This is a genomic window from Burkholderia sp. BCC1977, assembly GCF_905339595.1.
Classification (GTDB): domain Bacteria; phylum Pseudomonadota; class Gammaproteobacteria; order Burkholderiales; family Burkholderiaceae; genus Burkholderia.
Window position 1 is genome coordinate 25632 of the sequence record NZ_CAJPGQ010000013.1, and the last position, 24352, is coordinate 49983.

22 protein-coding genes, 1 tRNA gene and 1 pseudogene are annotated in these 24352 nt (G+C 65.2%); 5 read left to right on the forward strand and 19 right to left on the reverse strand.

Annotated elements, in window-relative coordinates; genetic code table 11:
- Positions 1-74: 74 nt before the first annotated feature.
- The 13 genes from nuoF to U5771_RS13475 all read right to left on the reverse strand — a co-directional run bounded on the left by nuoF (position 75) and on the right by U5771_RS13475 (position 11784).
- Entirely contained in the window at positions 75-1385 is a 1311-nt protein-coding gene (nuoF, locus tag U5771_RS13415) for an NADH-quinone oxidoreductase subunit NuoF (protein WP_322024429.1), read from the reverse strand.
- The gene (nuoE, locus tag U5771_RS13420; RefSeq protein ID WP_006478266.1) at positions 1382-1867 is read right to left on the reverse strand and encodes an NADH-quinone oxidoreductase subunit NuoE; all 486 of its coding nucleotides are present in this window, start codon (positions 1865-1867) and stop codon (positions 1382-1384) included. The genes nuoF and nuoE overlap by 4 nt, the downstream gene beginning before the upstream one ends.
- Positions 1868-2047: 180 nt before the next feature.
- A complete protein-coding gene (locus U5771_RS13425) occupies positions 2048-3301 on the reverse strand; it encodes an NADH-quinone oxidoreductase subunit D (RefSeq protein WP_044844663.1) in 1254 nt (417 codons plus the stop codon).
- A gap of 9 nt (positions 3302-3310) precedes the next feature.
- Entirely contained in the window at positions 3311-3913 is a 603-nt protein-coding gene (locus U5771_RS13430; protein WP_322024430.1) for an NADH-quinone oxidoreductase subunit C, read from the reverse strand.
- A 21-nt stretch (positions 3914-3934) separates the two neighbouring features.
- Positions 3935-4414, reverse strand: coding sequence for a NuoB/complex I 20 kDa subunit family protein (locus U5771_RS13435; RefSeq protein WP_006398799.1), 480 nt, complete (start codon positions 4412-4414; stop codon positions 3935-3937).
- 62 nt (positions 4415-4476) lie between these two features.
- Positions 4477-4836 carry an NADH-quinone oxidoreductase subunit A gene (locus tag U5771_RS13440; protein ID WP_006398798.1) on the reverse strand — a complete coding sequence of 120 codons (360 nt, stop codon included), beginning with the start codon at positions 4834-4836 and terminating at the stop codon, positions 4477-4479.
- A 154-nt stretch (positions 4837-4990) separates the two neighbouring features.
- A tRNA-Leu gene (locus tag U5771_RS13445) sits at positions 4991-5075 on the reverse strand.
- 111 nt (positions 5076-5186) lie between these two features.
- Positions 5187-5564, reverse strand: a complete 378-nt coding sequence (gene secG / locus U5771_RS13450) for a preprotein translocase subunit SecG (RefSeq protein WP_322024431.1) — start codon at positions 5562-5564, stop codon at positions 5187-5189.
- Between the two features lie 72 nt (positions 5565-5636).
- Positions 5637-6392: a triose-phosphate isomerase gene (gene tpiA, locus U5771_RS13455; RefSeq protein WP_322024432.1), complete on the reverse strand. Its 756-nt coding sequence runs from the start codon at positions 6390-6392 to the stop codon at positions 5637-5639.
- Positions 6393-6533: 141 nt separating this feature from the next.
- Positions 6534-7553 (reverse strand): NAD(P)H-quinone oxidoreductase, encoded by a 1020-nt coding sequence (locus tag U5771_RS13460; protein WP_322024433.1) that lies wholly within the window; start codon positions 7551-7553, stop codon positions 6534-6536.
- 143 nt (positions 7554-7696) lie between these two features.
- Complete coding sequence (gene pnp / locus U5771_RS13465; RefSeq protein ID WP_322024434.1) at positions 7697-9844, reverse strand: polyribonucleotide nucleotidyltransferase; 2148 nt, start codon at positions 9842-9844, stop codon at positions 7697-7699.
- A 291-nt stretch (positions 9845-10135) separates the two neighbouring features.
- The gene (gene rpsO, locus U5771_RS13470; protein ID WP_006398792.1) at positions 10136-10405 is read right to left on the reverse strand and encodes a 30S ribosomal protein S15; all 270 of its coding nucleotides are present in this window, start codon (positions 10403-10405) and stop codon (positions 10136-10138) included.
- Positions 10406-10524: 119 nt separating this feature from the next.
- Positions 10525-11784 (reverse strand): branched-chain amino acid ABC transporter substrate-binding protein, encoded by a 1260-nt coding sequence (locus U5771_RS13475; protein WP_322024435.1) that lies wholly within the window; start codon positions 11782-11784, stop codon positions 10525-10527.
- Positions 11785-11974: 190 nt separating this feature from the next.
- On the opposite strand from U5771_RS13475, the gene U5771_RS13480 reads away from it, so the two are divergent.
- Together U5771_RS13480 and U5771_RS13485 are read left to right on the forward strand one after the other, a co-directional pair.
- Positions 11975-12487, forward strand: coding sequence for a hypothetical protein (locus tag U5771_RS13480; protein ID WP_322024436.1), 513 nt, complete (start codon positions 11975-11977; stop codon positions 12485-12487).
- A gap of 553 nt (positions 12488-13040) precedes the next feature.
- Positions 13041-15100, forward strand: a pseudogene (locus U5771_RS13485) (SulP family inorganic anion transporter).
- 80 nt (positions 15101-15180) lie between these two features.
- Here U5771_RS13485 and U5771_RS13490 read toward each other — a convergent pair.
- The 6 genes from U5771_RS13490 to U5771_RS13515 all read right to left on the reverse strand — a co-directional run bounded on the left by U5771_RS13490 (position 15181) and on the right by U5771_RS13515 (position 22232).
- Positions 15181-16725, reverse strand: coding sequence for a 2-isopropylmalate synthase (locus tag U5771_RS13490; protein WP_322024437.1), 1545 nt, complete (start codon positions 16723-16725; stop codon positions 15181-15183).
- A 347-nt stretch (positions 16726-17072) separates the two neighbouring features.
- Positions 17073-17945 carry a CDP-diacylglycerol--serine O-phosphatidyltransferase gene (gene pssA / locus U5771_RS13495; RefSeq protein WP_322024438.1) on the reverse strand — a complete coding sequence of 291 codons (873 nt, stop codon included), beginning with the start codon at positions 17943-17945 and terminating at the stop codon, positions 17073-17075.
- A gap of 15 nt (positions 17946-17960) precedes the next feature.
- Entirely contained in the window at positions 17961-18605 is a 645-nt protein-coding gene (locus U5771_RS13500; protein WP_011352710.1) for a phosphatidylserine decarboxylase, read from the reverse strand.
- A 138-nt stretch (positions 18606-18743) separates the two neighbouring features.
- Positions 18744-19760: a ketol-acid reductoisomerase gene (gene ilvC, locus U5771_RS13505; protein ID WP_014896490.1), complete on the reverse strand. Its 1017-nt coding sequence runs from the start codon at positions 19758-19760 to the stop codon at positions 18744-18746.
- A gap of 104 nt (positions 19761-19864) precedes the next feature.
- On the reverse strand, positions 19865-20356 hold the full coding sequence (ilvN, locus tag U5771_RS13510; protein ID WP_006750445.1) for an acetolactate synthase small subunit: 492 nt from the start codon (positions 20354-20356) through the stop codon (positions 19865-19867).
- A 112-nt stretch (positions 20357-20468) separates the two neighbouring features.
- Positions 20469-22232 carry an acetolactate synthase 3 catalytic subunit gene (locus U5771_RS13515; protein WP_322024439.1) on the reverse strand — a complete coding sequence of 588 codons (1764 nt, stop codon included), beginning with the start codon at positions 22230-22232 and terminating at the stop codon, positions 20469-20471.
- Positions 22233-22584: 352 nt separating this feature from the next.
- Between U5771_RS13515 and U5771_RS13520 the strand changes: the two genes are divergently transcribed.
- From U5771_RS13520 to U5771_RS13530, 3 genes are read left to right on the forward strand one after another with little or no spacing between them, the layout of a single operon-like run.
- Positions 22585-23148 (forward strand): RNA polymerase sigma factor, encoded by a 564-nt coding sequence (locus U5771_RS13520; RefSeq protein ID WP_059468121.1) that lies wholly within the window; start codon positions 22585-22587, stop codon positions 23146-23148.
- Positions 23145-23570, forward strand: a complete 426-nt coding sequence (locus U5771_RS13525; RefSeq protein WP_322024440.1) for a DUF3619 family protein — start codon at positions 23145-23147, stop codon at positions 23568-23570. Before U5771_RS13520 ends, U5771_RS13525 begins: the two co-directional genes overlap by 4 nt.
- 26 nt (positions 23571-23596) lie before the next feature.
- Positions 23597-24352, forward strand: a complete 756-nt coding sequence (locus U5771_RS13530) for a DUF3106 domain-containing protein (RefSeq protein WP_322024441.1) — start codon at positions 23597-23599, stop codon at positions 24350-24352.

Consider the following 24352-nt stretch of genomic DNA (forward strand, 5'->3'; position numbering starts at 1 on the left):
GGTCCTTAACCTATTTCCGCCCGTTCGCGCCTTGGCCCGACCGTGCGCTCAAATTCCGCAACCGGTGCTTCGCTTCAGGCTGCCGCCGCGTGCGCGTGGCCGCCGACCATGCAGTGCTTGTGCTCGACGTGGTACGCGAATTCGTCCCAGTAATGCTTGAGCATCCCGCGTACCGGCATCGCCGCCGCATCGCCGAGCGCGCAGATCGTGCGGCCCATGATGTTCTCGGCAACCGAGTTCAGCAGGTCCAGATCTTCCTGGCGGCCTTCGCCATGCTCGATACGATTCACGACGCGATACAGCCAGCCGGTGCCTTCACGGCACGGCGTGCACTGGCCGCACGATTCCTCGTAGTAGAAGTACGACAGGCGCAGCAGCGAACGCACCATGCAACGCGTCTCGTCCATCACGATCACCGCGCCGGAGCCGAGCATCGAGCCCGCCTTCGCGATCGAGTCGTAATCGAGATCGGTCTGCATCATGATGTCGCCCGGGATCACCGGCGCCGACGAGCCGCCCGGAATCACGGCCTTGATCTTGCGACCGCCGCGCATCCCGCCGGCGAGCTCCATCAGCGTCGCGAACGGCGTGCCGAGCGGCACTTCATAGTTGCCCGGACGCTCGACGTCGCCCGACACCGAGAAGATCTTCGTGCCGCCGTTGTTCGGCTTGCCGATCTCGAGGTAATTCTGCGGCCCGATGGACAGCAGGAACGGCACCGCGGCGAACGTCTCGGTGTTGTTGATCGTGGTCGGCTTGCCGTACACGCCGAAGCTCGCCGGGAACGGCGGCTTGAAGCGCGGCTGGCCCTTCTTGCCTTCGAGCGACTCGAGCAACGCCGTTTCCTCGCCGCAGATGTACGCGCCGTAACCGTGGTGCGCGTGCAGCTGGAACGAGAATTCCGAGCCCATGATGTTGTCGCCGAGGAAACCCGCGGCACGCGCTTCATCGAGCGCGGCCTCGAAGCGTCGATACACTTCGAAGATTTCGCCGTGGATGTAGTTGTAGCCGACGGTGATGCCCATCGCGTACGCGCCGATGGCCATGCCTTCGATCAGCGCATGCGGGTTCCAGCGCAGGATGTCGCGATCCTTGAACGTACCCGGCTCGCCTTCGTCCGAGTTGCAGACGAGGTACTTCTGCCCCGGGAACTGGCGCGGCATGAAGCTCCACTTCAGGCCGGTCGGGAAGCCCGCACCGCCACGGCCACGCAGGCCCGACGCCTTCACGTCGGCGATCACCTGCTCAGGCGTAATCTTTTCTTCGAGAATGCGGCGCAGCTGCTTGTAGCCGCCGCGCGCAACGTAGTCTTCGAGATGCCAGTTCTCGCCGTTCAGACCAGCGAGGATCAGCGGTTTGATGTGACGGTCGTGGAGGGACGTCATTTCGAGAGCTCCTCAAGCAGCTGGTCGATCTTCTCGCGGCTCATGAAGCTGCACATTCTGTGATTGTTCACCAGCAGCACCGGCGCATCGCCGCACGAGCCCATGCATTCGCCTTCCTTCAGCGTGAACTTGCCGTCGGGCGTGGTCTCGCCGAAGCCGATGCCCAGCTTCTGTTTCAGGTAGTCGGCGGTCGCTTCCGCGCCACCGTGCGGGCCAAGCTGGCACGGCAGGTTCGTGCAGAGCGTGATCTTGTGCTTGCCGACCGGTTTGAGCTCGTACATCGTGTAGAACGTCGCGACTTCCTGCACGGCGACGGCCGGCATGCCGAGATAGTCCGCGACGAACTGCATCAGTTCGGGCGACAGCCAGCCGTGCTCTTCCTGAGCGACGGCCAACGCCGACATCACGGCGGACTGTTTCTGATCGGCGGGATACTTCGTCAACGCTCGATCGATTTCCTTCAGGCCTTCAGCTGAGATCATTTTCAGACACGACTCTTTCAATTCCTACCGAACGAACAACCTGCCGCACTGCTGTGCATGGACGGCAGACCTGGCGCTCACTGTTGACAGCTTGCGAAGCCGCGCCGGTTCAGCGCATACCACATGTGACTTCGCGTGTGACCGACTGCTCGCCGCCCGCTCGCGCGGACGGCGCAACCATTAGCGATCGATTTCGCCGAACACGATGTCCTGCGTACCGATGATCGTGACGGCGTCGGCAATCATGTGACCGCGCGCCATTTCGTCGAGCGACGCGAGGTGCGCGAAGCCCGGTGCGCGGATCTTGAGGCGATACGGCTTGTTGGCACCGTCCGACACGAGGTAGATGCCGAATTCGCCCTTCGGATGCTCGACTGCCGCGTACGCCTCGCCTTCCGGCACGTGAAAACCTTCGGTGAAGAGCTTGAAGTGGTGAATCAAGTCTTCCATGTTGGTCTTCATGCCGACGCGCGACGGCGGTGCAACCTTGTGATTGTCGGTCATCACCGGGCCCGGATTCTTGCGGAGCCACTCAATACACTGTTTCGCGATACGGACCGACTGGCGCATTTCCTCGACGCGCACCAGATAGCGGTCGTAGCAATCGCCGTTCACGCCGACCGGCACGTCGAAATCCATGCGATCGTACACTTCGTACGGCTGCTTCTTGCGCAGGTCCCAGGCGATACCCGAGCCGCGCAGCATCGGGCCCGTCAGGCCCATCTGCAGCGCACGCTCCGGGCTGACGACGCCGATCCCGACCAGACGCTGTTTCCAGATCCGGTTGTCGGTCAGCAGCGTTTCGTATTCGTCGACGCACTTCGGGAAGCGCGTGAAGAAGTCGTCGATGAAGTCGAGCACCGAGCCGCTGCGCGCCTCGTTCATCTTCGCGAGCGCCTTCTCGTTGCGAATCTTCGACGCCTTGTATTGCGGCATTGCGTCAGGCAGGTCGCGGTAGACGCCGCCCGGACGGTAGTACGCCGCGTGCATCCGGGCACCGGACACCGCTTCGTACACGTCCATCAGGTCTTCGCGCTCGCGGAATGCGTACAGGAACACGGCCATCGCGCCGACGTCGAGGGCGTGCGCGCCGATCCACATCAGGTGGTTCAGCACGCGCGTGATCTCGTCGAACAGCACGCGGATGTACTGCGCGCGCTCCGGCACGTCGATGCCGAGCAGACGCTCGATCGCGAGCACGTAGCCGTGCTCGTTGACCATCATCGACACGTAGTCGAGACGGTCCATGTACGGCACGGACTGGATGAAGGTCTTGCTTTCCGCGAGCTTTTCAGTCGCGCGGTGCAGCAGGCCGATGTGCGGATCGGCGCGCTGGATGACTTCGCCGTCAAGCTCGAGCACCAGGCGCAGCACGCCGTGCGCTGCCGGGTGCTGCGGGCCGAAGTTGAGGGTGTAGTTCTTGATTTCTGCCATGACGCCCCCTTAATGTTTCAGACCGCCATAGCGATCCTCGCGGATCACGCGCGGCGTGATTTCGCGCGGCTCGATCGTCACCGGCTGGTAGACGACCCGCTTCTCTTCCGGGTCGTAACGCATTTCGACATAGCCCGACACCGGGAAGTCCTTGCGGAACGGGTGGCCGATGAAGCCGTAGTCGGTGAGGATGCGGCGCAGGTCGGGGTGACCCTCGAACACGAGGCCGTACAGGTCGAACGCTTCGCGCTCGTACCAGTTTGCGGAGGTCCAGATGTCGACGAGCGATGCCACGATCGGCAGATCGTCGTCCGGCGCGAACACGCGCAGGCGCAGGCGCCAGTTGTTCGTGACCGACAGCAGCTGCGACACGGCCGCGAAACGCGGGCCGTCGTAGGCGCCGTCGCCGTAGGTCTGGTAGTCGACGCCGCACAGGTCGATCAGCTGCTCGAAACGGAGCTTCGGATCGTCGCGCAGCGTCTTTGCGACTTCGAGGTAATCGCTCGCCTTCACGACGAGCGTCAGTTCACCGATCGCTTCGGTGAGGCTCACCATGCGCGCGCCGAGCGCGGCTTCGAGGTTTGCCTTGAGGGTCTCGATTTTGCTTGCCATATTGAGGGGACGCTCGGGGCTTTATTGACGGGCGATGGTGTTGGTGCGGCGGATCTTCGCCTGAAGCTGGATCACGCCGTAGACCAGCGCCTCGGCCGTGGGCGGACAGCCCGGCACGTAGACGTCGACCGGCACGATCCGGTCGCAGCCGCGGACCACCGAATACGAGTAGTGGTAGTAGCCGCCGCCGTTCGCGCACGACCCCATCGAGATCACCCAGCGCGGCTCGGCCATCTGGTCGTACACGCGGCGCAGTGCGGGCGCCATCTTGTTGCACAGGGTGCCGGCGACGATCATCACGTCCGACTGACGCGGGCTCGGACGGAACACGACCCCGAACCGGTCCAGGTCATAACGGGCCGCGCCCGCATGCATCATCTCGACGGCGCAACACGCGAGCCCGAACGTCATCGGCCACAGCGAGCCGGTACGCGTCCAGTTGATCAGCTTGTCAGCCGTCGTGGTGACAAACCCTTCCTTCAAGACCCCTTCGATACTCATTTGCTTTCCACTCCAGACGAGCGGCCCAGCGTGGCCGCCCATGCAAACCGGCGATTAACCCATCACTCCCAGTCGAGGCCGCCCTTCTTCCAGATATAGGCAAAGCCCAGCAGGAATTCGAGCAGAAAAATCATCATTGCGATGAAACCCGGCCAGCCGATGTCCCGGAGCGCGACGCCCCACGGAAACAGGAATGCGGTTTCGAGATCGAAGATGATGAACAGGATGGCGACGAGGTAGTACCGGACGTCGAATTTCATCCGGGCGTCTTCAAAGGCTTCGAAGCCGCACTCGTACGGTGCGTTCTTCTCGACGTCCGGCTTGTTGGGACCAAGGAGCTTGCCGATGCTGACCAGCGCTATACCTAAACCAGTGCCCACGAGGAGGAACAACAAGACGGGGTAATAGGCTGCGAGGTTCAAGGCAATCCTCTATCGGTTGGTTCTGAGCGTCCGGAGAATACCACTTCCGGCGGAAGGAATCATTTCGGAGTGCGTGCGACCACAAGACAATCGCAAGGCACACCCCACAAATGAAAAATGCCAGCCACTAGAAGCGGCTGGCATTGAGTAACTTTGGTGCCGACGGCGAGACTCGAACTCGCACAGCTTTCGCCACTACCCCCTCAAGATAGCGTGTCTACCAATTTCACCACGTCGGCACTGCATGCAACTCGGGTTGTACTGCTTGTTTCCCGCGAATCGCTTCAAGAATTAAATTCTAACCCGAGTTCCAGATTTGTTCAACGCACAAACGCAAAAAGTTTAACTTTTTATTTCGGGACATCCTGGCCCGGCGCGCTCGCAGCCGAACCCGCGGCGGCAGACGCCGCGACGGCCGGCGCCGACGCTGCGGACGCCGATGCCGGTGCGGTCGCCGCCGCGCCGAGCACGCCTGCCGACGGCGTCGACTTGTACGAACCGAGGTACGTCAGCGCGAGCGTCGCGACGAAGAAGATCGTCGCGAGGATGCCCGTCGTGCGCGACAGGAAGTTCGCGGAGCCGGTCGCTCCGAACAGGCTGCCCGACGCGCCGCTGCCGAATGCAGCGCCCATGTCGGCACCCTTGCCGTGCTGCAGCAGCACGAGCCCGATCACACCCAGTGCAGACAGCACCTGCACGACAATAATCAGCGTCTTGAATAACAGCATCACACCCACCCGATTGGATCAGGCGACCGGACCGACCGGCCGCCATCATGGTTCAATTCGATCCCGGACCGCTCAACGCGCGGCCCGGCAGATCTCCAGGAAATCTTCCGCCTTCAGCGACGCGCCGCCGATCAGGCCGCCGTCGATATCCGGCTGCGCGAACAGCTCTTCCGCGTTGTCCGGCTTCACGCTGCCGCCGTACAGCACCGATACGTCCTCCGCCCCCTTCGCCGCGAGACGCGCGCGCAGGAATGCGTGCACGTCCTGCGCCTGCGCCGACGTCGCGCTCTTGCCGGTGCCGATCGCCCAGACCGGCTCGTACGCGACGACGATGCGCGCCGCTTCGCCAGCCGTCAGCACGGCCAGCACGGCGTCGAGCTGCGCACCGACCACCTGCTCGGTCGCGCCCGCTTCACGCTCGTCGAGCGTTTCACCGACGCACACGACGGGCGTGAGGCCTGCCGCGAGCGCACGCTGCGTCTTCGCAGCGACGGTTTCGTTGCGCTCGCCGTGATACGCGCGACGCTCCGAGTGACCGACGATCGCATAGTGCGCGCCGAACTCCGCCACCATCGCGGCCGCCACTTCACCGGTGAACGCGCCCTGTTCGTGCGCGGACACGTCCTGCGCGCCGAACGCGACACGGCCGCCGCCGAGCTGCGCCTGAACCTGCGCGAGATACGGGAACGGCACGCACACGCCGATCGACGTCTCGGCCGCCACCGCGCCCGCACCCTGCACCACTTCGTTCAGCAACGCCTGGTTGCCGGCCAGCCGGCCGTGCATCTTCCAGTTGCCGATCACTCGCTTCGTTCGTTGTTTCGACATCGTGTCTGTCTCGTCACTATCTTGTCATTAACGCACCGGAAACCGGCCGTCAGGTTGGATCTGGCGAAGCAAACCCGCGATTTTACTGCGCGCGGCTGGAACCGGTCAAACCGCGCATGTCAAGTCCGGCCGCACGGACCGTCAGGCGGTCGTACCCCAATCAAGCACGATCTTGCCGATGTGCTCGCCGCTTTCCATCAGCGCATGCGCCTGCGCGGCCTCGCCGGCCGGCAGCACGCGGTAGATCACGGGCTTGATGCGGCCGTCCGCGAGCAGCGGCCAGACGCGCGCCTTCAGCTGCGCGGCGATGCGCGCCTTGAACTCGACCGGACGCGGACGCAGCGTCGAGCCCGTCACCGTCAGCCGGCGGCGCAGGATCTCGTTCAGGTTGACCTCGGCCTTCGCGCCGCCGAGCAGCGCGATCAGCACGAGGCGGCCGCCGTCCGCGAGCGCGGACAGTTCGCGCGGCACGTACGAGCCCGCGACCATGTCGAGGATCACGTCGACGCCGCGATCGTGCGTCAGCGACTTGACGACCTCGACGAAGTCCTCAGTCTTGTAGTTGATCGCACGCTCGGCGCCGAGCGCCTCGCATGCGCGGCATTTGTCGGCATTCCCGGCCGTCGCGAACACGCGATAGCCGAGCGCGTGCGCGATCTGGATCGCCGTCACGCCGATCCCGCTCGAGCCGCCCTGCACGAGCAGCGTTTCCTGCTCGCCGCCCTCGCCCGCACCGAGCAGCGCACGGTCGAACACGTTGCTCCACACCGTGAAGAACGTTTCGGGCAGCGATGCGGCTTCGATGTCGGTCAGCCCGTCGGGCACCGGCAGGCATTGCGGCAGCGGCGCGACCGCGTACTCGGCGTAGCCGCCGCCCGCGAGGAGCGCGCAGACGCGATCGCCCAGCTTCAAACCGAACGGGTTCAGCGCGGCATCCGACAGGTCGCCGCCGACGATCTCGCCCGCGACCTCGAGGCCCGGCAGATCCGACGCCCCCGGCGGCGGTGCATATGCGCCCTTGCGCTGGAATACGTCGGGCCGGTTCACGCCGGAAGCCGCCACCTTGATCAGCACTTCGCCGCGCTTCGGTTCGGGGCGCGGACGCTCCGCAAGCTTCAGCACGTCGGGGGCACCGAATTCGGTGATTTCGATGGCTTTCATGGTGGTCGCTCCAGGATCGGAATCGGGTGGCGCACCCGTGCGCGGCACGGGCGCCTCGCCGGCGCTGCTGCGCCGCACAACGATGCTACAGAAAAAACGGCCGGCACGCTTTCGCACTGCCGGCCGTTCTCACGCCTGTCCGCTTACTGCTGCGGCGGCGTATCCGACTGCGACGCTGCCGCTGCTTCGTTCAGCAGCGCCTTCGCCGACAGACGCACGCGACCCTTCTCGTCCGTCTGGATCACCTTGACCTTCACCTGCTGACCTTCCTTCAGGTAGTCGTTGATGTCCTTCACGCGCTCGTTGACGATTTCCGAGATGTGCAGCAGGCCGTCCTTGCCCGGCAGCAGGTTCACGATCGCGCCGAAGTCGAGCAGCTTGAGCACCGTGCCTTCGTATACCTGGCCGACTTCGATCTCGGCCGTGATTTGCTCGATGCGCTTCTTCGCTTCGGCCATGCCGTCGCTGTTCGTGCTCGCGATCGTCACGACGCCGTCATCCGAGATGTCGATGGTCGTGCCGGTTTCTTCCGTCAGCGCGCGGATCACCGAACCGCCCTTGCCGATCACGTCGCGGATCTTTTCCGGGTTGATCTTGATCGTGATCATGCGCGGCGCGAATTCCGACAGTTGCGTGTTCGCACCCGAGACCGCCGAGGTCATCTTGCCGAGGATGTGCATGCGGCCTTCCTTCGCCTGCGCGAGCGCGACCTGCATGATTTCCTTCGTGATGCCCTGGATCTTGATGTCCATCTGCAGTGCGGTCACGCCTTGCTCCGTGCCGGCCACCTTGAAGTCCATGTCGCCGAGGTGATCTTCGTCGCCGAGGATGTCGGTCAGCACCGCGAACTTGTTGCCTTCGAGGATCAGGCCCATCGCGATACCCGCGACGTGCGCCTTCATCGGCACGCCGGCGTCCATCAGCGCGAGGCAGCCGCCGCACACCGATGCCATCGACGACGAACCGTTCGATTCGGTGATTTCCGACACGACGCGGATCGAGTAGCCGAATTCGTCGGCGCTCGGCAGGCACTTGACCAGCGCGCGCTTCGCGAGACGGCCGTGGCCGATTTCGCGACGCTTCGGCGAACCGACGCGACCCGTTTCGCCGGTCGCGAACGGGGGCATGTTGTAGTGGAGCATGAAGCGCTCGCGGTATTCGCCTTCGAGCGCGTCGATGATCTGCTCGTCACCCTTCGTGCCGAGCGTCGCGACGACGAGCGCCTGCGTTTCGCCGCGCGTGAACAGCGCCGAACCGTGGGTGCGCGGCAGCACGCCGGTGCGGATCTCGATCGGACGCACGGTGCGCGTGTCGCGACCGTCGATGCGCGGCTCGCCGTTCAGGATCTGCGAACGGACGATCTTCGCTTCGATGTCGAACAGGACGTTGCCGACGGTGGCCTTGTCGGCCGCGACCGTGCCGGCCGCCAGCGCGTCTTCCTCGAGCTTCGCCGAGGTCGCCGCGTAGACTTCCTTCAGCTTCGTCGAACGTGCCTGCTTGTCGCGCAGCTGGTAAGCGGCGAGCAGGTCGCCGTGCGCCAGTTCCGTCACGCGCGCGATCAGCGCTTCGTTCTTCGGTGCCGGCTGCCAGTCCCACTCGGGCTTGCCGCCTTCGCGAACGAGTTCGTGGATCGCGTCGATCGCCGTCTGCATCTGCTCGTGACCGAACACGACCGCGCCCAGCATCACGTCTTCCGGCAGTTGATCAGCTTCCGATTCGACCATCAGCACTGCGCGCTCCGTACCGGCGACGACGAGGTCGAGGCTCGATGCCTTGATCTGGTCACGCGTCGGGTTCAGCACGTAGGCGTTGTCGATGTACGCGACGCGCGCGGCACCGACCGGACCGTTGAACGGCAGGCCCGACACGGCGAGCGCGGCCGATGCACCGATCAGCGCGGGGATGTCCGCCGGGATTTCCGGGTTCACGGACAGCACGTGGATCACGACCTGCACTTCGTTGTAGAAGCCTTCCGGGAACAGCGGGCGCAGCGGACGGTCGATCAGGCGCGACGTCAGCGTTTCGTGTTCCGACGGACGGCCTTCGCGACGGAAGAAGCCGCCCGGGATCTTGCCGGCCGAGTAGGTCTTTTCGAGGTAGTCGACGGTCAGCGGGAAGAAATCCTGACCCGGCTTCGCCGACTTCGCGCCGACGACGGTTGCCAGCACGACGGTGTCTTCCACGTCGACGATCACGGCACCGCTCGCCTGGCGGGCGACTTCACCGGTTTCGAGGCGCACCTTGTGCTGGCCCCACTGGAATTCCTTCACGACCTTGTTGAACATGGACATGGTTGCTCCTTTGAATTCATTCATTTCATTCGCCGCCCGGGCCATCCCGCGCGGCGGCGTCCCGACCGAATCACCCGGAGCAAGGTGTGTTTTTTATGCCATTCCAGCGCGGCGCTCGTCGAGCGGCGCGCTGGAATGACACAAATCCCGACCCCGGCATCAGCCGTTCCGGCAGCCCGGCAACCACGTGCCGGACAACCTGCGGTGCGCGTGACGCTACGCACCGCGCAAAAACAAAATGCCTGCATCAGCGGACTGACACAGGCATCTTGCTGGCGGCAATCGCCTCGATTACTTACGCAGACCCAGCTTCTCGATCAGCGCGCGGTAACGGTCGGCATCCTTGCCCTTGAGGTAGTCGAGCAGCTTGCGGCGGCGGCTCACCATGCGCAGCAGGCCGCGGCGGCTGTGGTGGTCCTTCGCGTGGGTCTTGAAGTGACCCGTCAGTTCGACGATACGTGCGGTCAGCAGTGCGACCTGGACTTCGGGCGAACCCGTGTCGTTGGTACCGCGGGCGAACTGAGCAACGACTTCCGACTTCTTGATATCTGCAACAGACATGTGATTTCCTTTGTTTCCTACTTGCTAACTGAACAGGCGGACACGGAAGAATGGCCGTGCCGTGACTTACAACCGGCGGGCATTGTAACACAACTGCACGCCGTTCCCACCGCCCCCTGTCACGGGCGCGTCATCGAGCAGGTCGACGGCATCTGCGTGCGCGGCGCGGGCACCGCGAGAACCGTCCGGAAGCCATAGCCCGAGCCCTCGTTGTCGAAGCGCACGCCCGGCGTGCCGGCCTTGTCCATTTCCATCACGTAAAGGGGCTGGATCAGCTGATGATCCTGCGCGCGCATCGTCGACGCGTGGAAGCCGTCGTCGAGCGACAACCCCTCCAGCGCACGTGCCACCGCGACGGGGTCGGCCGAACCGGCCCGATTCATCGCCGCCGCGAGCATCTCGACCATCAGGCTCATGCGGCGCACGGGATAGTCGTCCCGGGCTGCGGGAAAACGGGTTCGGAACGCGCGGTAGAACGCATCCGACTTCGCGCCGCCCGCGTTCGGATGCCAGTCCGCGACGGCCACCACCCGCCCGACGCCCGCGTCGCCGAGCGCGGCCGGCGCGCCGAGGCTGTTGCCGTAGAACGTATAGAACTTCGCATTCAGCCCCTGCTCGCGCGCCGCCTTCACGAGCAGCGTGAGGTCGTTGCCCCAGTTGCCGGTCACGACGGCGTCCGCGCCGCTCGCCCGAATCTTCGCGATATAGGGCGAGAAATCCTTGATGCGGCCGATCGGGTGGAATTCGTCGCCGGCGATCGCCACGTCGGGGCGCCGCTCGGCCAGCGCCTGCCGCGCCAGCGTGCTGACGTCGTGGCCGAAGCTGTAGTCCTGGTTCAGCAGGTAGACCTTGCGCAGCGCGCGGTCGCGCGCCATCACGTCCGCCAGCGCGGCCATCCGCATCCCGGCGTGCGCGTCGAAGCGGAAATGCCAGAAACTGCAGCGCGCGCCGGTCAGCGCCGGATCGTCGGCCGAATAGTTGAGGAACAGCATCCGGCTGTCCGGATTGCGCGCGTTCAGCTTGTCGAGCGCCGCGACGAGCGCGGCCGCGACCGCCGAACTGTTGCCCTGCGCGACGAAGCCGATGTGCCGGTCCGCCGCCGCGCGCAACTGCACGAGCGCCTCCTCGGGGCTGCCCTTGCTGTCGAGCACGACGAGTTCGAGCGGGTGCGCGCCGTCGCGCAGCTTCACGCCGCCCGCCGCGTTGACCTGTTCGACGCCGAAGCGCAGGTTGCGCTCGACCGCCGCGCCCGCGTTCGCGAACGGGCCCGACATCCCTTCGATCAGCGCGATCCGCACCGGCTCGCCTGCCGCGAACGCGGACGACGCCAGCATCCACCCCGCGCTCAATGCGAGCGCGCACCGTTTCCACAGCTGCATCGGCTCCCTGCCCTTCAATCTGTCCGAGAAGCGCGGATCATAGGCCGCGGGCGCCGCCGGCCGCAAGCCCGGCGCGACACGACACCCCGACGGCACACTGCCGGCGATCCGCACCGATTTTTTCGCCACGACGCGCCGACGCGCGCCGTCCGTGATACAACTGAACGGTCAGAGAGTTCTGGAGAATCCCATGCGCATTCGCATTCCCGTGCGCCTGCCGGTGCTGGTCGCCTGCGCGGCGGCACTGCTCGCCGGTTGTGCGCAACCGTGGCAGCAATACCAGGCCGGTCAGGACGAGTCGGCGATCGTCGCGCGCATGGGCCCGCCGCGCGAGATCTACGACCTGCCCGGCGGCGGGAAGCGCCTGATGTGGCCGACCCAGCCGATGGGCGAGATCACCGTCGCGGCCGACGTCGACGCGGCCCACCGGATCGTCAACGTGCGCCAGGTGCTGCAACCGAGCGAGTTCTATCGCGCAGACATCGGCAAGTGGACCAAAACCGACGTGCTCGTCAATTTCGGCCGCCCGGTCGAGACATCCTACTTCCCGCTGATGAAGCGTGAGGTGTGGACCTACCGCTATCTCGAAGACAACGTCTGGTACATGATGTACAGCTTCTACTTCGACCCGCAGGGCATCCTGCGCACCACGCAGAAAACGCCGGACCCGCTGCACGATCCCGACCGCCGCAATCTGTTCTGATCGGATCGATTGCGCATTTACGCGCAATTTTCACGATGGCCATTCACGAATTATTGCGTGAATGGCCATTTCGTTTTTCCCGCCATATTCGATTAATTCCGAATTCGACGCGGCAATCCTTTCCGATCCCGGACGCTCCGAAAGCCATTATGCGGAACCCCGCGCCACGCGTCCGCTGGCGGGAAACAGGCATGCACGATACATGTCATGCGTTGTATTGGTGCATTCGCTGCACCTCGCCAGTTCCAGTTGAAACAATTTGTATCAGTGGCACCGGGTGTTAGGGCATACCCCTAATATCAGTCGAAATTGAACCTTTCAGTTCAGAAAGCATCATATTGCTCCACTTCGTCCGGTATTCGTTTGTCCTTATCAGAAAGGAGTCCTCATGAATCGCCCCAAGAGCATGCTGGTTGCCAACATCGCCTGGGCCCGCGAGACGCACGAACACACGCCCGGCTTCTTCGACGCACTCGCGCGCGGCCAGAATCCGCGCGTGCTGTGGATAGGCTGCGCCGACAGCCGGGTGCCCGCTGAAACCATCACGCACTGCGTGCCCGGCGAGCTGTTCGTCCATCGCAACATCGCGAACCTGTTCCACCCCGACGACGACAATTCGGCGAGCGTGCTCGAGTACGCCGTGCGCGTGCTCGAAGTCGACCACGTGATCGTGTGCGGCCACTACGGATGCGGCGGCGTACGCGCGTCGCTGCTGCCGCCGCCCGCCGACCTGCCGCACGTCGCGCGCCGCATCGCGCCGCTTTGCGCGCTTGCACGGCGCCATCGCGACACGCTCGACGGACTCGACGACACGGCCGCCGCCGACCGCCTGGCCGAGCTCAACGTGCTGGAACAGGTGCGTCTGCTGCGCGCGTCGCCGATCGTGCATGGCCGCCAGCGGCCGCCGCTCGTGCACGGCTGGATCTTTTCGCTCGCCGACGGCCGCCTGAAGGAACTCGACTCCGGCTATACGGCACCGCCGGCCGACGCCGAACCGGACCATGCCGTCATGGCCGCCGCACTCGGCTGATCCCCCCTTACGCCAATGAAATCACCCCAACCATGAAACTGAACGAGCGCCTGTCCACCCTGCCGCGCGACATCGTCGCCGGTATCGTCGTTTTCCTCGTCGCGCTGCCGTTGTGTCTCGGCATCGCCAACGCGTCCGGTGTCGAGCCGTTCGCCGGGCTCGTGTCCGGCATCGTCGGCGGCATCATCGTCGCGCTGCTGAGCGGCTCGTCGCTGTCGGTCAGCGGGCCGGCCGCGGGCCTCGTCGTGATCGTCGTCGAAGGGATCGCGCAACTCGGCAGCTTTTCCGCGTTCCTGCTCGCGGTGCTGCTGTCCGGCGTGCTGCAGTTCGGCTTCGGCATGCTTCGCGCCGGCCGCTTCGCCGCCTACGTGCCGTCGCCCGTCATCAAGGGCATGCTCGCGGCGATCGGCCTGCTGCTGATCGTGAAGCAGATTCCGTTCGCATTCGGCATCGGCGGGCCGGCCGCGCAATCGTTTGCGTCATGGCCCGGCCTGCCGACCGCCTGGGCCGCGACGGCCATCGCGCTCGTCTCCGTCGCGCTGCTGGTCGCGTGGGACACGCCGGCGCTGAAGCGCTTCGGCTGGGTGCGCTCGGTGCCCGCGCCGCTCGCGGTCGTGGTGTTCGGCATCGGCGCGACACTGGTGCTCGGCGCCATCGCGCCGTCGGTCGCGCCGGGCGCCGCGCATCGCGTCACGCTGCCGGAGCTCGAATCGTTCGCGGCGCTCGCGGCTTCGCTGAAGCACGCCGAGCTCGGCCCGAACTTCGCGCAGCTCGTCAATCCGGACGTGTGGCGCGTCGCGATCACGCTCGCGGTCGTCGCCAGCCTCGAGACGCTGCTGAGCCTGGAGGCGGTCGAACAGATCGATCCGAAGCGCCGGCCGACCCAGCCGGACCGCGAACTGAAGGCCCAGGGCGTCGGCAATCTCGTTGCGGGCGCGGTCGGCGGGCTGCCGATCACGTCGGTGATCGTGCGCAGCTCGGTCAACGTGAACGCGGGTGCGCAAAGCCGGATGTCGGCGATCGTGCACGGCATCCTGCTGCTCGCCAGCGTGTTCGCGCTCACCGGGCTGATCAACCTGATCCCGCTCGCGAGCCTCGCGGCGATCCTGATCCACACCGGCTTCAAGCTCGCGAAACCGGCGTTGTTCCGCTCGGTGCTGAAACAGGGTCCAGCCGCGTTCGTGCCGTTCGCCGCGACGATCGCGGGCGTGCTGGCAGTCGACCTGCTGTTCGGCATCGCGCTCGGCCTCGCCTGCAGCGTGCTGGCGGTCGCGGTGGCGAACCTGAAGAGCCCCGTCACGCTCGCGCAGCACGACGATCACTTCCTGCTGTCGTTCCGCAAGGACGTGTCGTTCCTCGGCAAGGTGCAGGTCAAGCATCACCTGCGGCACATTCCGGACCGCGCCGCCGTGATCATCGACGCGACGCGCGCCGACTACATCGATCACGACGTGCTCGAACTGCTCGACGCGTTCGTCGCCGATGCGCCGCGGCGCGGGATCGCGGTCGAATTCCGCCGCCGCAGCCCGGCGCCCCGCCCGGCCGCGCGCCGCTGGTTGTTCCGCGCGCCGGCCGCCGAATGAGCGGCGGATGAAAAAACGCCCCGCGCGGCGCAAGGCCGCACGGGGCGTTTCATATGCTTCGGGCGCTCGACGCGCAGCGCTTACGCGCGCTGCGGGTTGACCTTGTCGTCCTTCGAATGCAGCTTGTTCAGCGCCGAGATGTACGCCTTCGCGGACGCCGCGACGATGTCCGGATCGGTGCCGACGCCGTTCACGATCCGCCCGCTCTTCGACAGCCGGACCGTCACTTCGCCCTGCGCCTGCGTGCCGGTCGTGATCGCGTTCACCGAATACAGCAACAGTTCGGAACCGCTGCCGACTTCGCTCTCGATCGCGTTGAACGTCGCGTCGACCGGCCCGTTGCCGCGCGCCTCGCCGGTCACTTCCTTGCCCTCGAGCGCGAACACGATCTTCGCTTGCGGCTGCTCGCCCGTCTCTGAACGCTGCGACAGCGACACGAACTTGAAGTGCTCCTGCTCGTGCGCGAGCGCGGACTCTTCCGAGACGATCGCGATGATGTCTTCGTCGAAGATCTCGGCCTTGCGGTCGGCGAGATCCTTGAAGCGCATGAACGCGGCGTTCAGTTCGGCTTCGCTGTCGAGCGACACGCCGAGCTCCTGCAGGCGCTGCTTGAACGCGTTGCGGCCCGACAGCTTGCCGAGCACGATCTTGTTCGCGGTCCAGCCCACGTCTTCCGCGCGCATGATCTCGTAGGTGTCGCGCGCCTTCAGCACGCCGTCCTGGTGGATGCCCGACGCGTGCGCGAATGCGTTCGCGCCGACCACGGCCTTGTTCGGCTGCACGACGAAGCCGGTGATCTGCGACACGAGCTTCGACGTCGGCACGATCTGCGTCGTGTCGATGCCGACGTCGAGGCCGAAGTAGTCCTTGCGGGTCTTCACGGCCATCACGATTTCCTCGAGCGACGTGTTGCCCGCGCGCTCGCCGAGACCGTTGATCGTGCACTCGACCTGCCGCGCACCGCCGATCTTCACGCCGGCGAGCGAGTTCGCCACCGCCATCCCGAGATCGTTGTGGCAATGCACGGAGAAGATCGCCTTGTCCGAGTTCGGAATGCGCTCGCGCAGCGTCTTCACGAGGTTGCCGTAGAGCTCCGGCACGCCGTAGCCGACCGTGTCGGCGATGTTGATCGTGGTCGCCCCTTCAGCGATCACCGCTTCCAGCACGCGGCACAGGAAGTCGAGGTCCGAGCGGCTGCCGTCTTCCGGCGAGAATTCGACGTTGTCGGTGAACTTGCGCGCGAAGCGCACCGCGAGGCGCGCCTGCTCGAACACCTGGTCCGGCGTCATCCGCAGCTTCTTCTCCATGTGCAGCGGCGACGTCGCGATGAACGTGTGGATCCGCGAGCTGTTGGCCGGCTTCAGCGCGTCGGCCGCACGCTGGATGTCCTTGTCGTTGGCGCGCGCCAGCGAGCAGATCGTGCTGTCCTTCACGAGACCGGCGATCGTGTGGATCGCATCGAAGTCGCCGTTCGAGCTGGCCGCGAAGCCGGCCTCGATCACGTCGACCTTCATCCGCTCGAGATGCTTCGCGATGCGGACTTTCTCTTCCTTCGTCATCGACGCGCCGGGCGATTGTTCACCGTCACGCAACGTCGTATCGAAAATGATCAGCTTGTCTGTCATGGGGGGCTCCAGGGCTCTTTATACGGGAATCAAACGTAATGAGATCGCGCCACCGCTGGCGACGCTCAACAACAGACGAGGCTTGACGGAGGGCGAGAACGGTCAGCGCGGCAGGCGCGCCAAAGCTAGCGCGCGTAGCGGCGCACCGGCTAGAAGGAGGGAGAGGCGGGAAAATGCGGTCATGCCGACGACTATAGCGGCATTCCGCCGGGTGCGCAATCGGACGGCACCCGGGAGGCGGGGCCGCGTGATCCGAACAGGCGGCGAGCAGGATGCGAAAAAGGGGCAAATGAAAACGGCGGCCCGGATTCGCATCCGGGGCCGCCGTTTCCGCAGCAGGTTGCGCGTCAGTGATCGCGCTGCGACGAGCGCGCGGGGTTCGCCCGCCCGCGCACGGCCATATAGGCCCAGAACACGTAGCCGGACAGCCCGTACAGCACGAACAGGCAGAACAGCATCAGCGGCGGATCGGACGACACGAGCACGAACGCGACGACGACCAGCAGGATCGCCGCGAACGGCACGCGGTGCCGCACGTCGAGCGCCTTGCCGCTGTAGAACGGCGCGTTCGACACCATCGTCACGCCCGCATAGATCGTCAGCGCGAACGCGACCCACGGCAGCCAGCCGAGCTTCATCGGCACGCGGTTGTCGGTGGCGAGCCACACGAAGCCGGCGATCAGCGCGGCTGCGGCCGGGCTCGGCAGCCCCTGGAAGAAGCGCTTGTCGACGCTGCCGATGTTCGTATTGAAGCGCGCGAGTCGCAGCGCGGCGCCCGAGCAGTAGACGAACGCGGCGAGCCAGCCCCAGCGGCCGAGATCCTTCAGCACCCACTCGTACATCACGAGCGCCGGCGCGACGCCGAACGACACCATGTCCGACAGGCTGTCGAACTGTTCGCCGAACGCGCTTTGCGTATGCGTCATCCGCGCGACGCGCCCGTCCATCCCGTCGAGCACCATCGCGACGAAGATCGCGATCGCGGCGATCTCGAAGCGCACGTTCATCGCCTGCACGACCGCGAAGAAGCCGCAGAAGAGCGCGGCGGTCGTGAACGCGTTCGGCAGCAGGTAGATGCCGCGCGTCTTCAGGAACCGCTGGCGCGCGGCGCGGCGGCTCTCGATGGGCGCCGGATCCGGTGCCATCACCTTGTTGCGGCGGAACGGGCGTGGCGTCTGGCCGGCGCCGTTGCGCGGCCGACGCGGTTTGAATGCGGCCATCGTGCGTCCCGCCGCTTACTGTTCGAGCTCGGCGAGGATCGTCGACGACGCGTAGACCTTCTCGCCGATCGACACCTTCGCGCGGCTGCCGAGCGGCAGGTACACGTCGACGCGCGAACCGAAGCGGATGAAACCGTAGCGCTGGCCGCGCGACAGCGGCTCGCCGGCGCGCACGTAGCAGAGGATCCGGCGGGCGACGAGGCCGGCGATCTGCACGGCGGTGACGGTCTTGCCGCTCGCCGTCTGGATCACGACCGCATTGCGCTCGTTCTCGGTCGACGCCTTGTCGATCGCCGCGTTCAGGAACGCGCCCGGGAAGTACTCGACCTTGGAGATCGCGCCGTCGACCGGCGAACGCTGCGAGTGGACGTTGAAGACATTCATGAACACGCTGATCTTCAGCGCTTCGCGGTTCGCGTACGGATCCTGCGCGGTCTCGACCGCGACGATGCGGCCGTCCGCCGGGCACAGCACGGCGTTCGGCTGCGCCGGGATCGGGCGCTGCGGATCGCGGAAGAACTGGACGACGAAGACGAGCAGCAGCCAGAACGGCCACGCGAAGCCGAAGCCCCCGACGGCGTGGATCAACAACGCGATGACGGCTGCAATCGCGATGAACGGCCAGCCTTCGCGCGCGATGATCGGATGAGGATAGTTCATGGATTCGTTCGGTGTTCGGTGAATTGCAAAGCCCGTAGGATAGCAAAAGCCGCCCGGGGCACTGCTGCCTTCGGGCGGCTTTTTGATACCGACCCTCCACTCGAAGGGCCGGAACAGCACGTTTTGCTCGATCCGTGCTTAGTTCTTCGTCTGGTCGACGAGCTTGTTCTTCGCGATCCACGGCATCATCGCGCGCAGCTTCGCACCGACCTGCTCGATCTGGTGCTCGGCCGTCAGGCGGCGGCGCGACTGCAGCGTCGGGGCGCCTGCCTTGTTCTCGAGAATGAAGCTCTTCGCGTACTCGCCCGTCTGGATGTCGGTCAGGCACTGCTTCATCGCCTTCTTCGTCTCTTCCGTGACGACGCGCGGGCCCGTCACGTACTCGCCGTACTCGGCGTTGTTCGAGATCGAGTAGTTCATGTTCGCGATGCCGCCTTCGTAGATCAGGTCGACGATCAGCTTCAGCTCGTGCAGGCACTCGAAGTACGCCATTTCCGGTGCATAGCCGGCTTCGACCAGCGTCTCGAAACCGGCCTTGATCAGCTCGACGGTACCGCCGCACAGCACGGCCTGCTCGCCGAACAGGTCGGTTTCGGTCTCTTCACGGAAGTTCGTCTCGATGATGCCGGCACGGCCGCCGCCGTTCGCCGCAGCGTACGACAGCGCGATGTCGCGTGCCGCGCCCGACTTGTTCTGCGCAACCGCGATCAGGTGCGGCACGCCGCCACCTTGCGAGTACGTGCCGCGCACGGTGTGGCCCGGTGCCTTCGGCGCGATCATGATCACGTCGAGGTCGGCGCGCGGGATCACCGCGCCGTAGTGCACGTTGAAGCCGTGTGCGAATGCCAGTGCGGCGCCCTGCTTGATGTTCTCGTGCACTTCCTTCGCGTACACGTCGGCGATCTGCTCGTCCGGCAGCAGCATCATGACGACGTCCGCGCCCTTCACCGCTTCCGCGACTTCCTTGACCGACAGGCCTGCGTTTTCGGCCTTGCTCCACGACGCGCCGCCCTTGCGAAGGCCGACCGTCACGTTCACGCCGCTGTCCTTCAGGTTCAGCGCGTGTGCATGGCCTTGCGAGCCGTAGCCGATGATCGTGACTTGCTTGCCCTTGATGAGGGAGAGGTCAGCGTCTTTGTCGTAGAAAACGTTCATGATGGTTCCTTCGCTAATTCAAAAATTCAACAATTCGTTCGGATTGGGTACTGCGGGCCGGGACATGACGGCGCACCCGGCGTGCCTCTTTGGCAATATCGGCATCACACCTTCAGGATGCGCTCGCCGCGTCCGATGCCGGAGCTGCCGGTACGCACGGTCTCCAGGATCGCGCTGGCGTCCAGCCCCTGGATGAATGCGTCGAGCTTGTCGCTCGCGCCCGTCAATTCGATCGTGTAGGTCTTTTCGGTCACGTCGATGATGCGGCCGCGGAAAATGTCCGACATCCGCTTCATTTCTTCGCGCTCCTTGCCCACTGCACGTACCTTGATCAGCATCAGCTCGCGTTCGATGTGTGCACCGTCGGTCAGGTCCACCACTTTCACCACCTCGATCAGGCGGTTCAGATGCTTCGTGATCTGTTCGATCACGTCGTCCGAGCCAATGGAAACGATGGTCAGCCGCGACAGCGATTGGTCTTCGGTCGGCGCCACCGTCAAGGTTTCGATGTTGTAGCCGCGAGCGGAAAACAGACCGACCACGCGCGACAGCGCGCCCGGTTCGTTCTCCAGCAGGACGGAAATGATGTGTCTCATGTTCGCTTCTTCCAGAATGTGTCCGTGTCGATTCACTCGCGCCGCGCGCCACCCGGTGCCGCACCGCCCTTCGTGAAGGCGGCCGCATCGGACCTGGGCGCGCGTCGCGCCGTTACAGATCTTCCGATCCGAGCAGCATCTCGGTGATGCCCTTGCCGGCCTGTACCATCGGCCAGACGTTTTCGGTCGGATCGGTCTGGAAGTCGAGAAACACGGTGCGGTCCTTCAGGCGCAGCGCTTCCTTCAGCGCCGGCTCCACATCCGAGGTCTTTTCGATCCGCATGCCGACATGGCCGTACGCTTCGGCGAGCTTCACGAAGTCGGGCAGCGCATCCATGTACGAATGCGAATAGCGCTTGCTGTATTCGATCTGCTGCCACTGGCGGACCATGCCGAGATAGCGGTTGTTCAGCGAAATGATCTTCACGGGCGTGTCGTACTGCAGGCAGGTCGACAGTTCCTGGATGCACATCTGGATCGAGCCTTCGCCCGTGATGCACAGCACGTCGTCGTCCGGGTGCGCCATCTTGACGCCCATCGCTGCCGGCAGGCCGAAGCCCATCGTGCCGAGGCCGCCGGAGTTGATCCAGCGACGCGGCTTGTTGAAACGGTAGAACTGCGCCGCCCACATCTGGTGCTGGCCGACGTCCGAGCACACGAACGCGTTGCCGTCCGTCAGCTCCCACGCCTTCTCGACCACGTACTGCGGCTTGATGATCTCGCTTTCGCGATCGAACTTCAGGCAGTCCTTCGAGCGCCAGCCCTCGATGTCCTTCCACCATTGCGCGAGCGCTTCGGTGTCGGGGCCATGCTCGGCCGTCTGCAGTTGCTCGATCAGCTCCTTCAGCACTTCCTTCACGTCGCCGACGATCGGAATGTCGACCTTCACGCGCTTCGAGATCGACGACGGATCGATGTCGATGTGGATGATCTTGCGCGGACGCGACGCGAAGTGCGCCGGGTCGCCGATCACGCGGTCGTCGAAGCGGGCGCCGATCGCGATCAGCACGTCACAGTGCTGCATCGCCATGTTCGCTTCGTAGGTGCCGTGCATGCCGAGCATGCCGAGGAATTTCTTGTCCGACGCGCGATAGCCGCCGAGGCCCATCAGCGTGTTCGTGACCGGGTAGCCGAGCAGGTCGGCGAACTGGTTCAGCTCGCGCGCCGCGTCGGCGAGGATGATGCCGCCACCCGTATAGATGTAAGGACGCTTCGCCGACAGCAGCAGCGACACGGCCTTGCGGATCTGGCCCGAATGGCCCTTCGTGACGGGATTATACGACCGCAGCGACACGCTCTTCACCGGCTCGTACTGGCACGGCGTCTTGGAGATGTCCTTCGGGATGTCGATCAGCACCGGGCCGGGACGGCCGGTGCGGGCGATGTAGAACGCCTTCTTGACGGTTTCCGCGAGGTCGCGCACGTCCTTCACAAGGAAGTTGTGCTTCACGCACGGACGCGTGATGCCGACCGTATCGCATTCCTGGAACGCGTCCTGGCCGATCGCGGCAGTCGGCACCTGGCCGCTGATCACGACCATCGGGATCGAATCCATGTAGGCCGTCGCGATGCCGGTCACCGCATTGGTGACACCGGGGCCGGACGTCACGAGACAGACGCCGACGTTGCCGGTGGAACGCGCATACGCGTCGGCTGCGTGCACGGCCGCCTGTTCGTGGCGCACCAGCACGTGCTGAATCTTGTCCTGCTTGTAAAGCTCGTCGTAGATGTAGAGTACCGAGCCGCCGGGGTAGCCCCAGATGAATTCGACGTTCTCGTCGGCCAGTGCCTTCATGAGCACGGTGGCGCCGATGGAGTCGCTATCGGGAGGGGAAAGGGGTTCCGACGTGGAGAATTCCGCGCTGGGCATGTTCATGTTGACCTTTCGAATTTTCGGCAAAAAATTGATCGGGTGCTCTCTGCCGGGCTTGTGGCTCGGGTTCAAGCGGCGCGTCCAGTTTGAAGGGCGGGCTTCTTGGGCCAGCCTCAAATGAGACCATCACTTCATGTTGCGAATCGTTGACGATAGCGGGTCATGATTGGGGCGTCAAGCAAAATATCCCGCAGCGCATCATGCGCCCCGTCCGGCGGCCCGCGGACGCGGCTCGCGCGCAACGTACCGAGCCGTCCCCGGTGCCAAATCGCGCGAAAATTTGTTAGCATCCGCGGGTTTTACGAAATTTTTCGACCTTTCACACGCCGCAGTCCGCAGCGCATACCTTTACGGAATGGCATCAGACAAGGAACTCGCCGACTTTCTGGCGGGCGTCGAAAGGCGCGCGTTCAAGCAGGCTGCGTACGCCGTGCGTGACGACGATGCGTCGCTCGACATCGTGCAGGACGCGATGATCAAGCTGGCGGAGAAATACGGCGACCGGCCGGCGGCAGAACTGCCGCTGCTGTTCCAGCGGATCCTGCAGAACGCGATCCACGACTGGTTCCGCCGGCAGAAAGTCCGCAATACCTGGGTCACGCTCTTCTCGTCGCTCAACAACACGGACGACGAGGACTTCGATCCGCTGGAAACGCTCGAGTCCGCGGACGACAACGCGGGCGTCGAGAGCACCGAGCACCGCCTCGAGCGGGAGCAGGTTCTGGCCCTGATCGACGAAGAAATCCAGAAACTTCCGACACGTCAACGGGAAGCGTTCCTGATGCGTTATTGGGAAGATATGGATGTCGCCGAGACTGCCGCCGCTATGGGGTGCTCCGAAGGCAGTGTCAAGACGCACTGCTCGCGGGCCACCCATACCCTGGCGCAAGCGCTCAAGGCCAAAGGAATCACGCTATGAGCTCCGCTCCCGTAAATCGAGAACACGAATTCGCGCTGAAGGTCCGCCGCGCGCTGGACGAACGTGCCGCGGCGCTGCCTGCCGCGACCACCGACCGTCTGGCCGTCGCGCGCCGGGCCGCGCTCGCGCGCAAGAAGCCGGAAGCCGCGACCGCGCCGGTGTTCGTGCCCGCCTTCGCAGGTGCGGCCGGCGCATACGGCACGCCGCCCGCGAGCCGCCCGCAGGTGTCGTTCGCGCGCCGCCTGCTGCGCGCGTGGCCGCTCGCCCTGCTGCTCGCGGGGCTGGTCGGCATCGCCTACTGGGAAGACATGCAGCGCACCGCCGAACTCGCCGACATCGACGCGGCGATGCTCAGCGACGACCTGCCGCTCAACGCGTATCTCGATCACGGGTTCAACGCGTATCTTTCGCACGCACGCTAACAGACAATAACGAGGGGATCGCACGGGTGAGTCAGAAACGCGGCCTGGCCGTATTTTTCGGATGCGTGATCGCGATCGCCGTTTCCTACGTCGCCACCTATTCCCGATTCAACCCGCCCCCCGCGACGGTCTCCGCCGCGGCCAGCAGCGCGCCCGCGCCGACCTCGGCCGCCGCCGGGCTGACCACCGAACTCGCCCCGCTGCCGCTGCCGGCCGCCAACGGCCCGCTGTCTTGGGCGCGCCTGACGCCCGCCCAACGCGCGGCACTCGCGCCGTTCGCGGATCAGTGGGACGGCTTCAGCGATGCACGCAAGCGTAAATGGCTGAAGATCGCATCGCGTTTCGCGAAATTGACGCCTGATGAGCAGAAACACCTGCAAGACAGGATGTCCGAGTGGGCGCGGATGACGCCCGAGCAACGCCGCGTCGCGCGCGAGAATTACCAGAGCGCGAAGGAGCTGTCCGCGCAGGCGCGCGAGCGCGCGTGGAAGGCCTACCAGCAACTGCCCGAAGAACAGAAGCAGCGCCTCGCCGCGACCGAGCGCCGGCGCCGGCCGAGCGTCGTCAGCGCGCCGCCGACCGCCGCCGACCGTGATGTACGCCGGCTCGTCAATTCGCACGAGCACCCGGCGAGCACCCCTGCACCGGCACCGGCGCCCGCATCGGCCGGCGTCGGCGCGCCGCCCGTGACGGCATCGTCGTCGTCCGGCACCGCCCCCACGCCTGCGACCGTCACGCCGGTGTCGCCGGCCGACGCCCCGTCGATGTTCAAGGGTTCCTGA

Excerpts from the sequence above, each read along its gene's own strand:
- U5771_RS13435 (WP_006398799.1), bottom strand. The coding sequence starts at position 4,414 with ATGAGTATCGAAGGGGTCTTGAAGGAAGGGTTTGTCACCACGACGGCT.
- U5771_RS13490 (WP_322024437.1), bottom strand. The coding sequence starts at position 16,725 with ATGACAGACAAGCTGATCATTTTCGATACGACGTTGCGTGACGGTGAA.
- secG (WP_322024431.1), bottom strand. The coding sequence starts at position 5,564 with ATGCTGTTATTCAAGACGCTGATTATTGTCGTGCAGGTGCTGTCTGCA.
- nuoE (WP_006478266.1), bottom strand. The coding sequence starts at position 1,867 with ATGATCTCAGCTGAAGGCCTGAAGGAAATCGATCGAGCGTTGACGAAG.
- U5771_RS13525 (WP_322024440.1), top strand. The coding sequence starts at position 23,145 with ATGAGCTCCGCTCCCGTAAATCGAGAACACGAATTCGCGCTGAAGGTC.
- pnp (WP_322024434.1), bottom strand. The coding sequence starts at position 9,844 with ATGTCCATGTTCAACAAGGTCGTGAAGGAATTCCAGTGGGGCCAGCAC.
- pssA (WP_322024438.1), bottom strand. The coding sequence starts at position 17,945 with ATGGCCGCATTCAAACCGCGTCGGCCGCGCAACGGCGCCGGCCAGACG.
- U5771_RS13480 (WP_322024436.1), top strand. The coding sequence starts at position 11,975 with ATGCGCATTCGCATTCCCGTGCGCCTGCCGGTGCTGGTCGCCTGCGCG.
- U5771_RS13475 (WP_322024435.1), bottom strand. The coding sequence starts at position 11,784 with ATGCAGCTGTGGAAACGGTGCGCGCTCGCATTGAGCGCGGGGTGGATG.
- U5771_RS13515 (WP_322024439.1), bottom strand. The coding sequence starts at position 22,232 with ATGAACATGCCCAGCGCGGAATTCTCCACGTCGGAACCCCTTTCCCCT.
- U5771_RS13500 (WP_011352710.1), bottom strand. The coding sequence starts at position 18,605 with ATGAACTATCCTCATCCGATCATCGCGCGCGAAGGCTGGCCGTTCATC.
- ilvN (WP_006750445.1), bottom strand. The coding sequence starts at position 20,356 with ATGAGACACATCATTTCCGTCCTGCTGGAGAACGAACCGGGCGCGCTG.
- tpiA (WP_322024432.1), bottom strand. The coding sequence starts at position 6,392 with ATGTCGAAACAACGAACGAAGCGAGTGATCGGCAACTGGAAGATGCAC.
- U5771_RS13425 (WP_044844663.1), bottom strand. The coding sequence starts at position 3,301 with ATGGCAGAAATCAAGAACTACACCCTCAACTTCGGCCCGCAGCACCCG.
- U5771_RS13460 (WP_322024433.1), bottom strand. The coding sequence starts at position 7,553 with ATGAAAGCCATCGAAATCACCGAATTCGGTGCCCCCGACGTGCTGAAG.
- nuoF (WP_322024429.1), bottom strand. The coding sequence starts at position 1,385 with ATGACGTCCCTCCACGACCGTCACATCAAACCGCTGATCCTCGCTGGT.
- U5771_RS13520 (WP_059468121.1), top strand. The coding sequence starts at position 22,585 with ATGGCATCAGACAAGGAACTCGCCGACTTTCTGGCGGGCGTCGAAAGG.
- rpsO (WP_006398792.1), bottom strand. The coding sequence starts at position 10,405 with ATGTCTGTTGCAGATATCAAGAAGTCGGAAGTCGTTGCTCAGTTCGCC.
- ilvC (WP_014896490.1), bottom strand. The coding sequence starts at position 19,760 with ATGAACGTTTTCTACGACAAAGACGCTGACCTCTCCCTCATCAAGGGC.
- U5771_RS13430 (WP_322024430.1), bottom strand. The coding sequence starts at position 3,913 with ATGGCAAGCAAAATCGAGACCCTCAAGGCAAACCTCGAAGCCGCGCTC.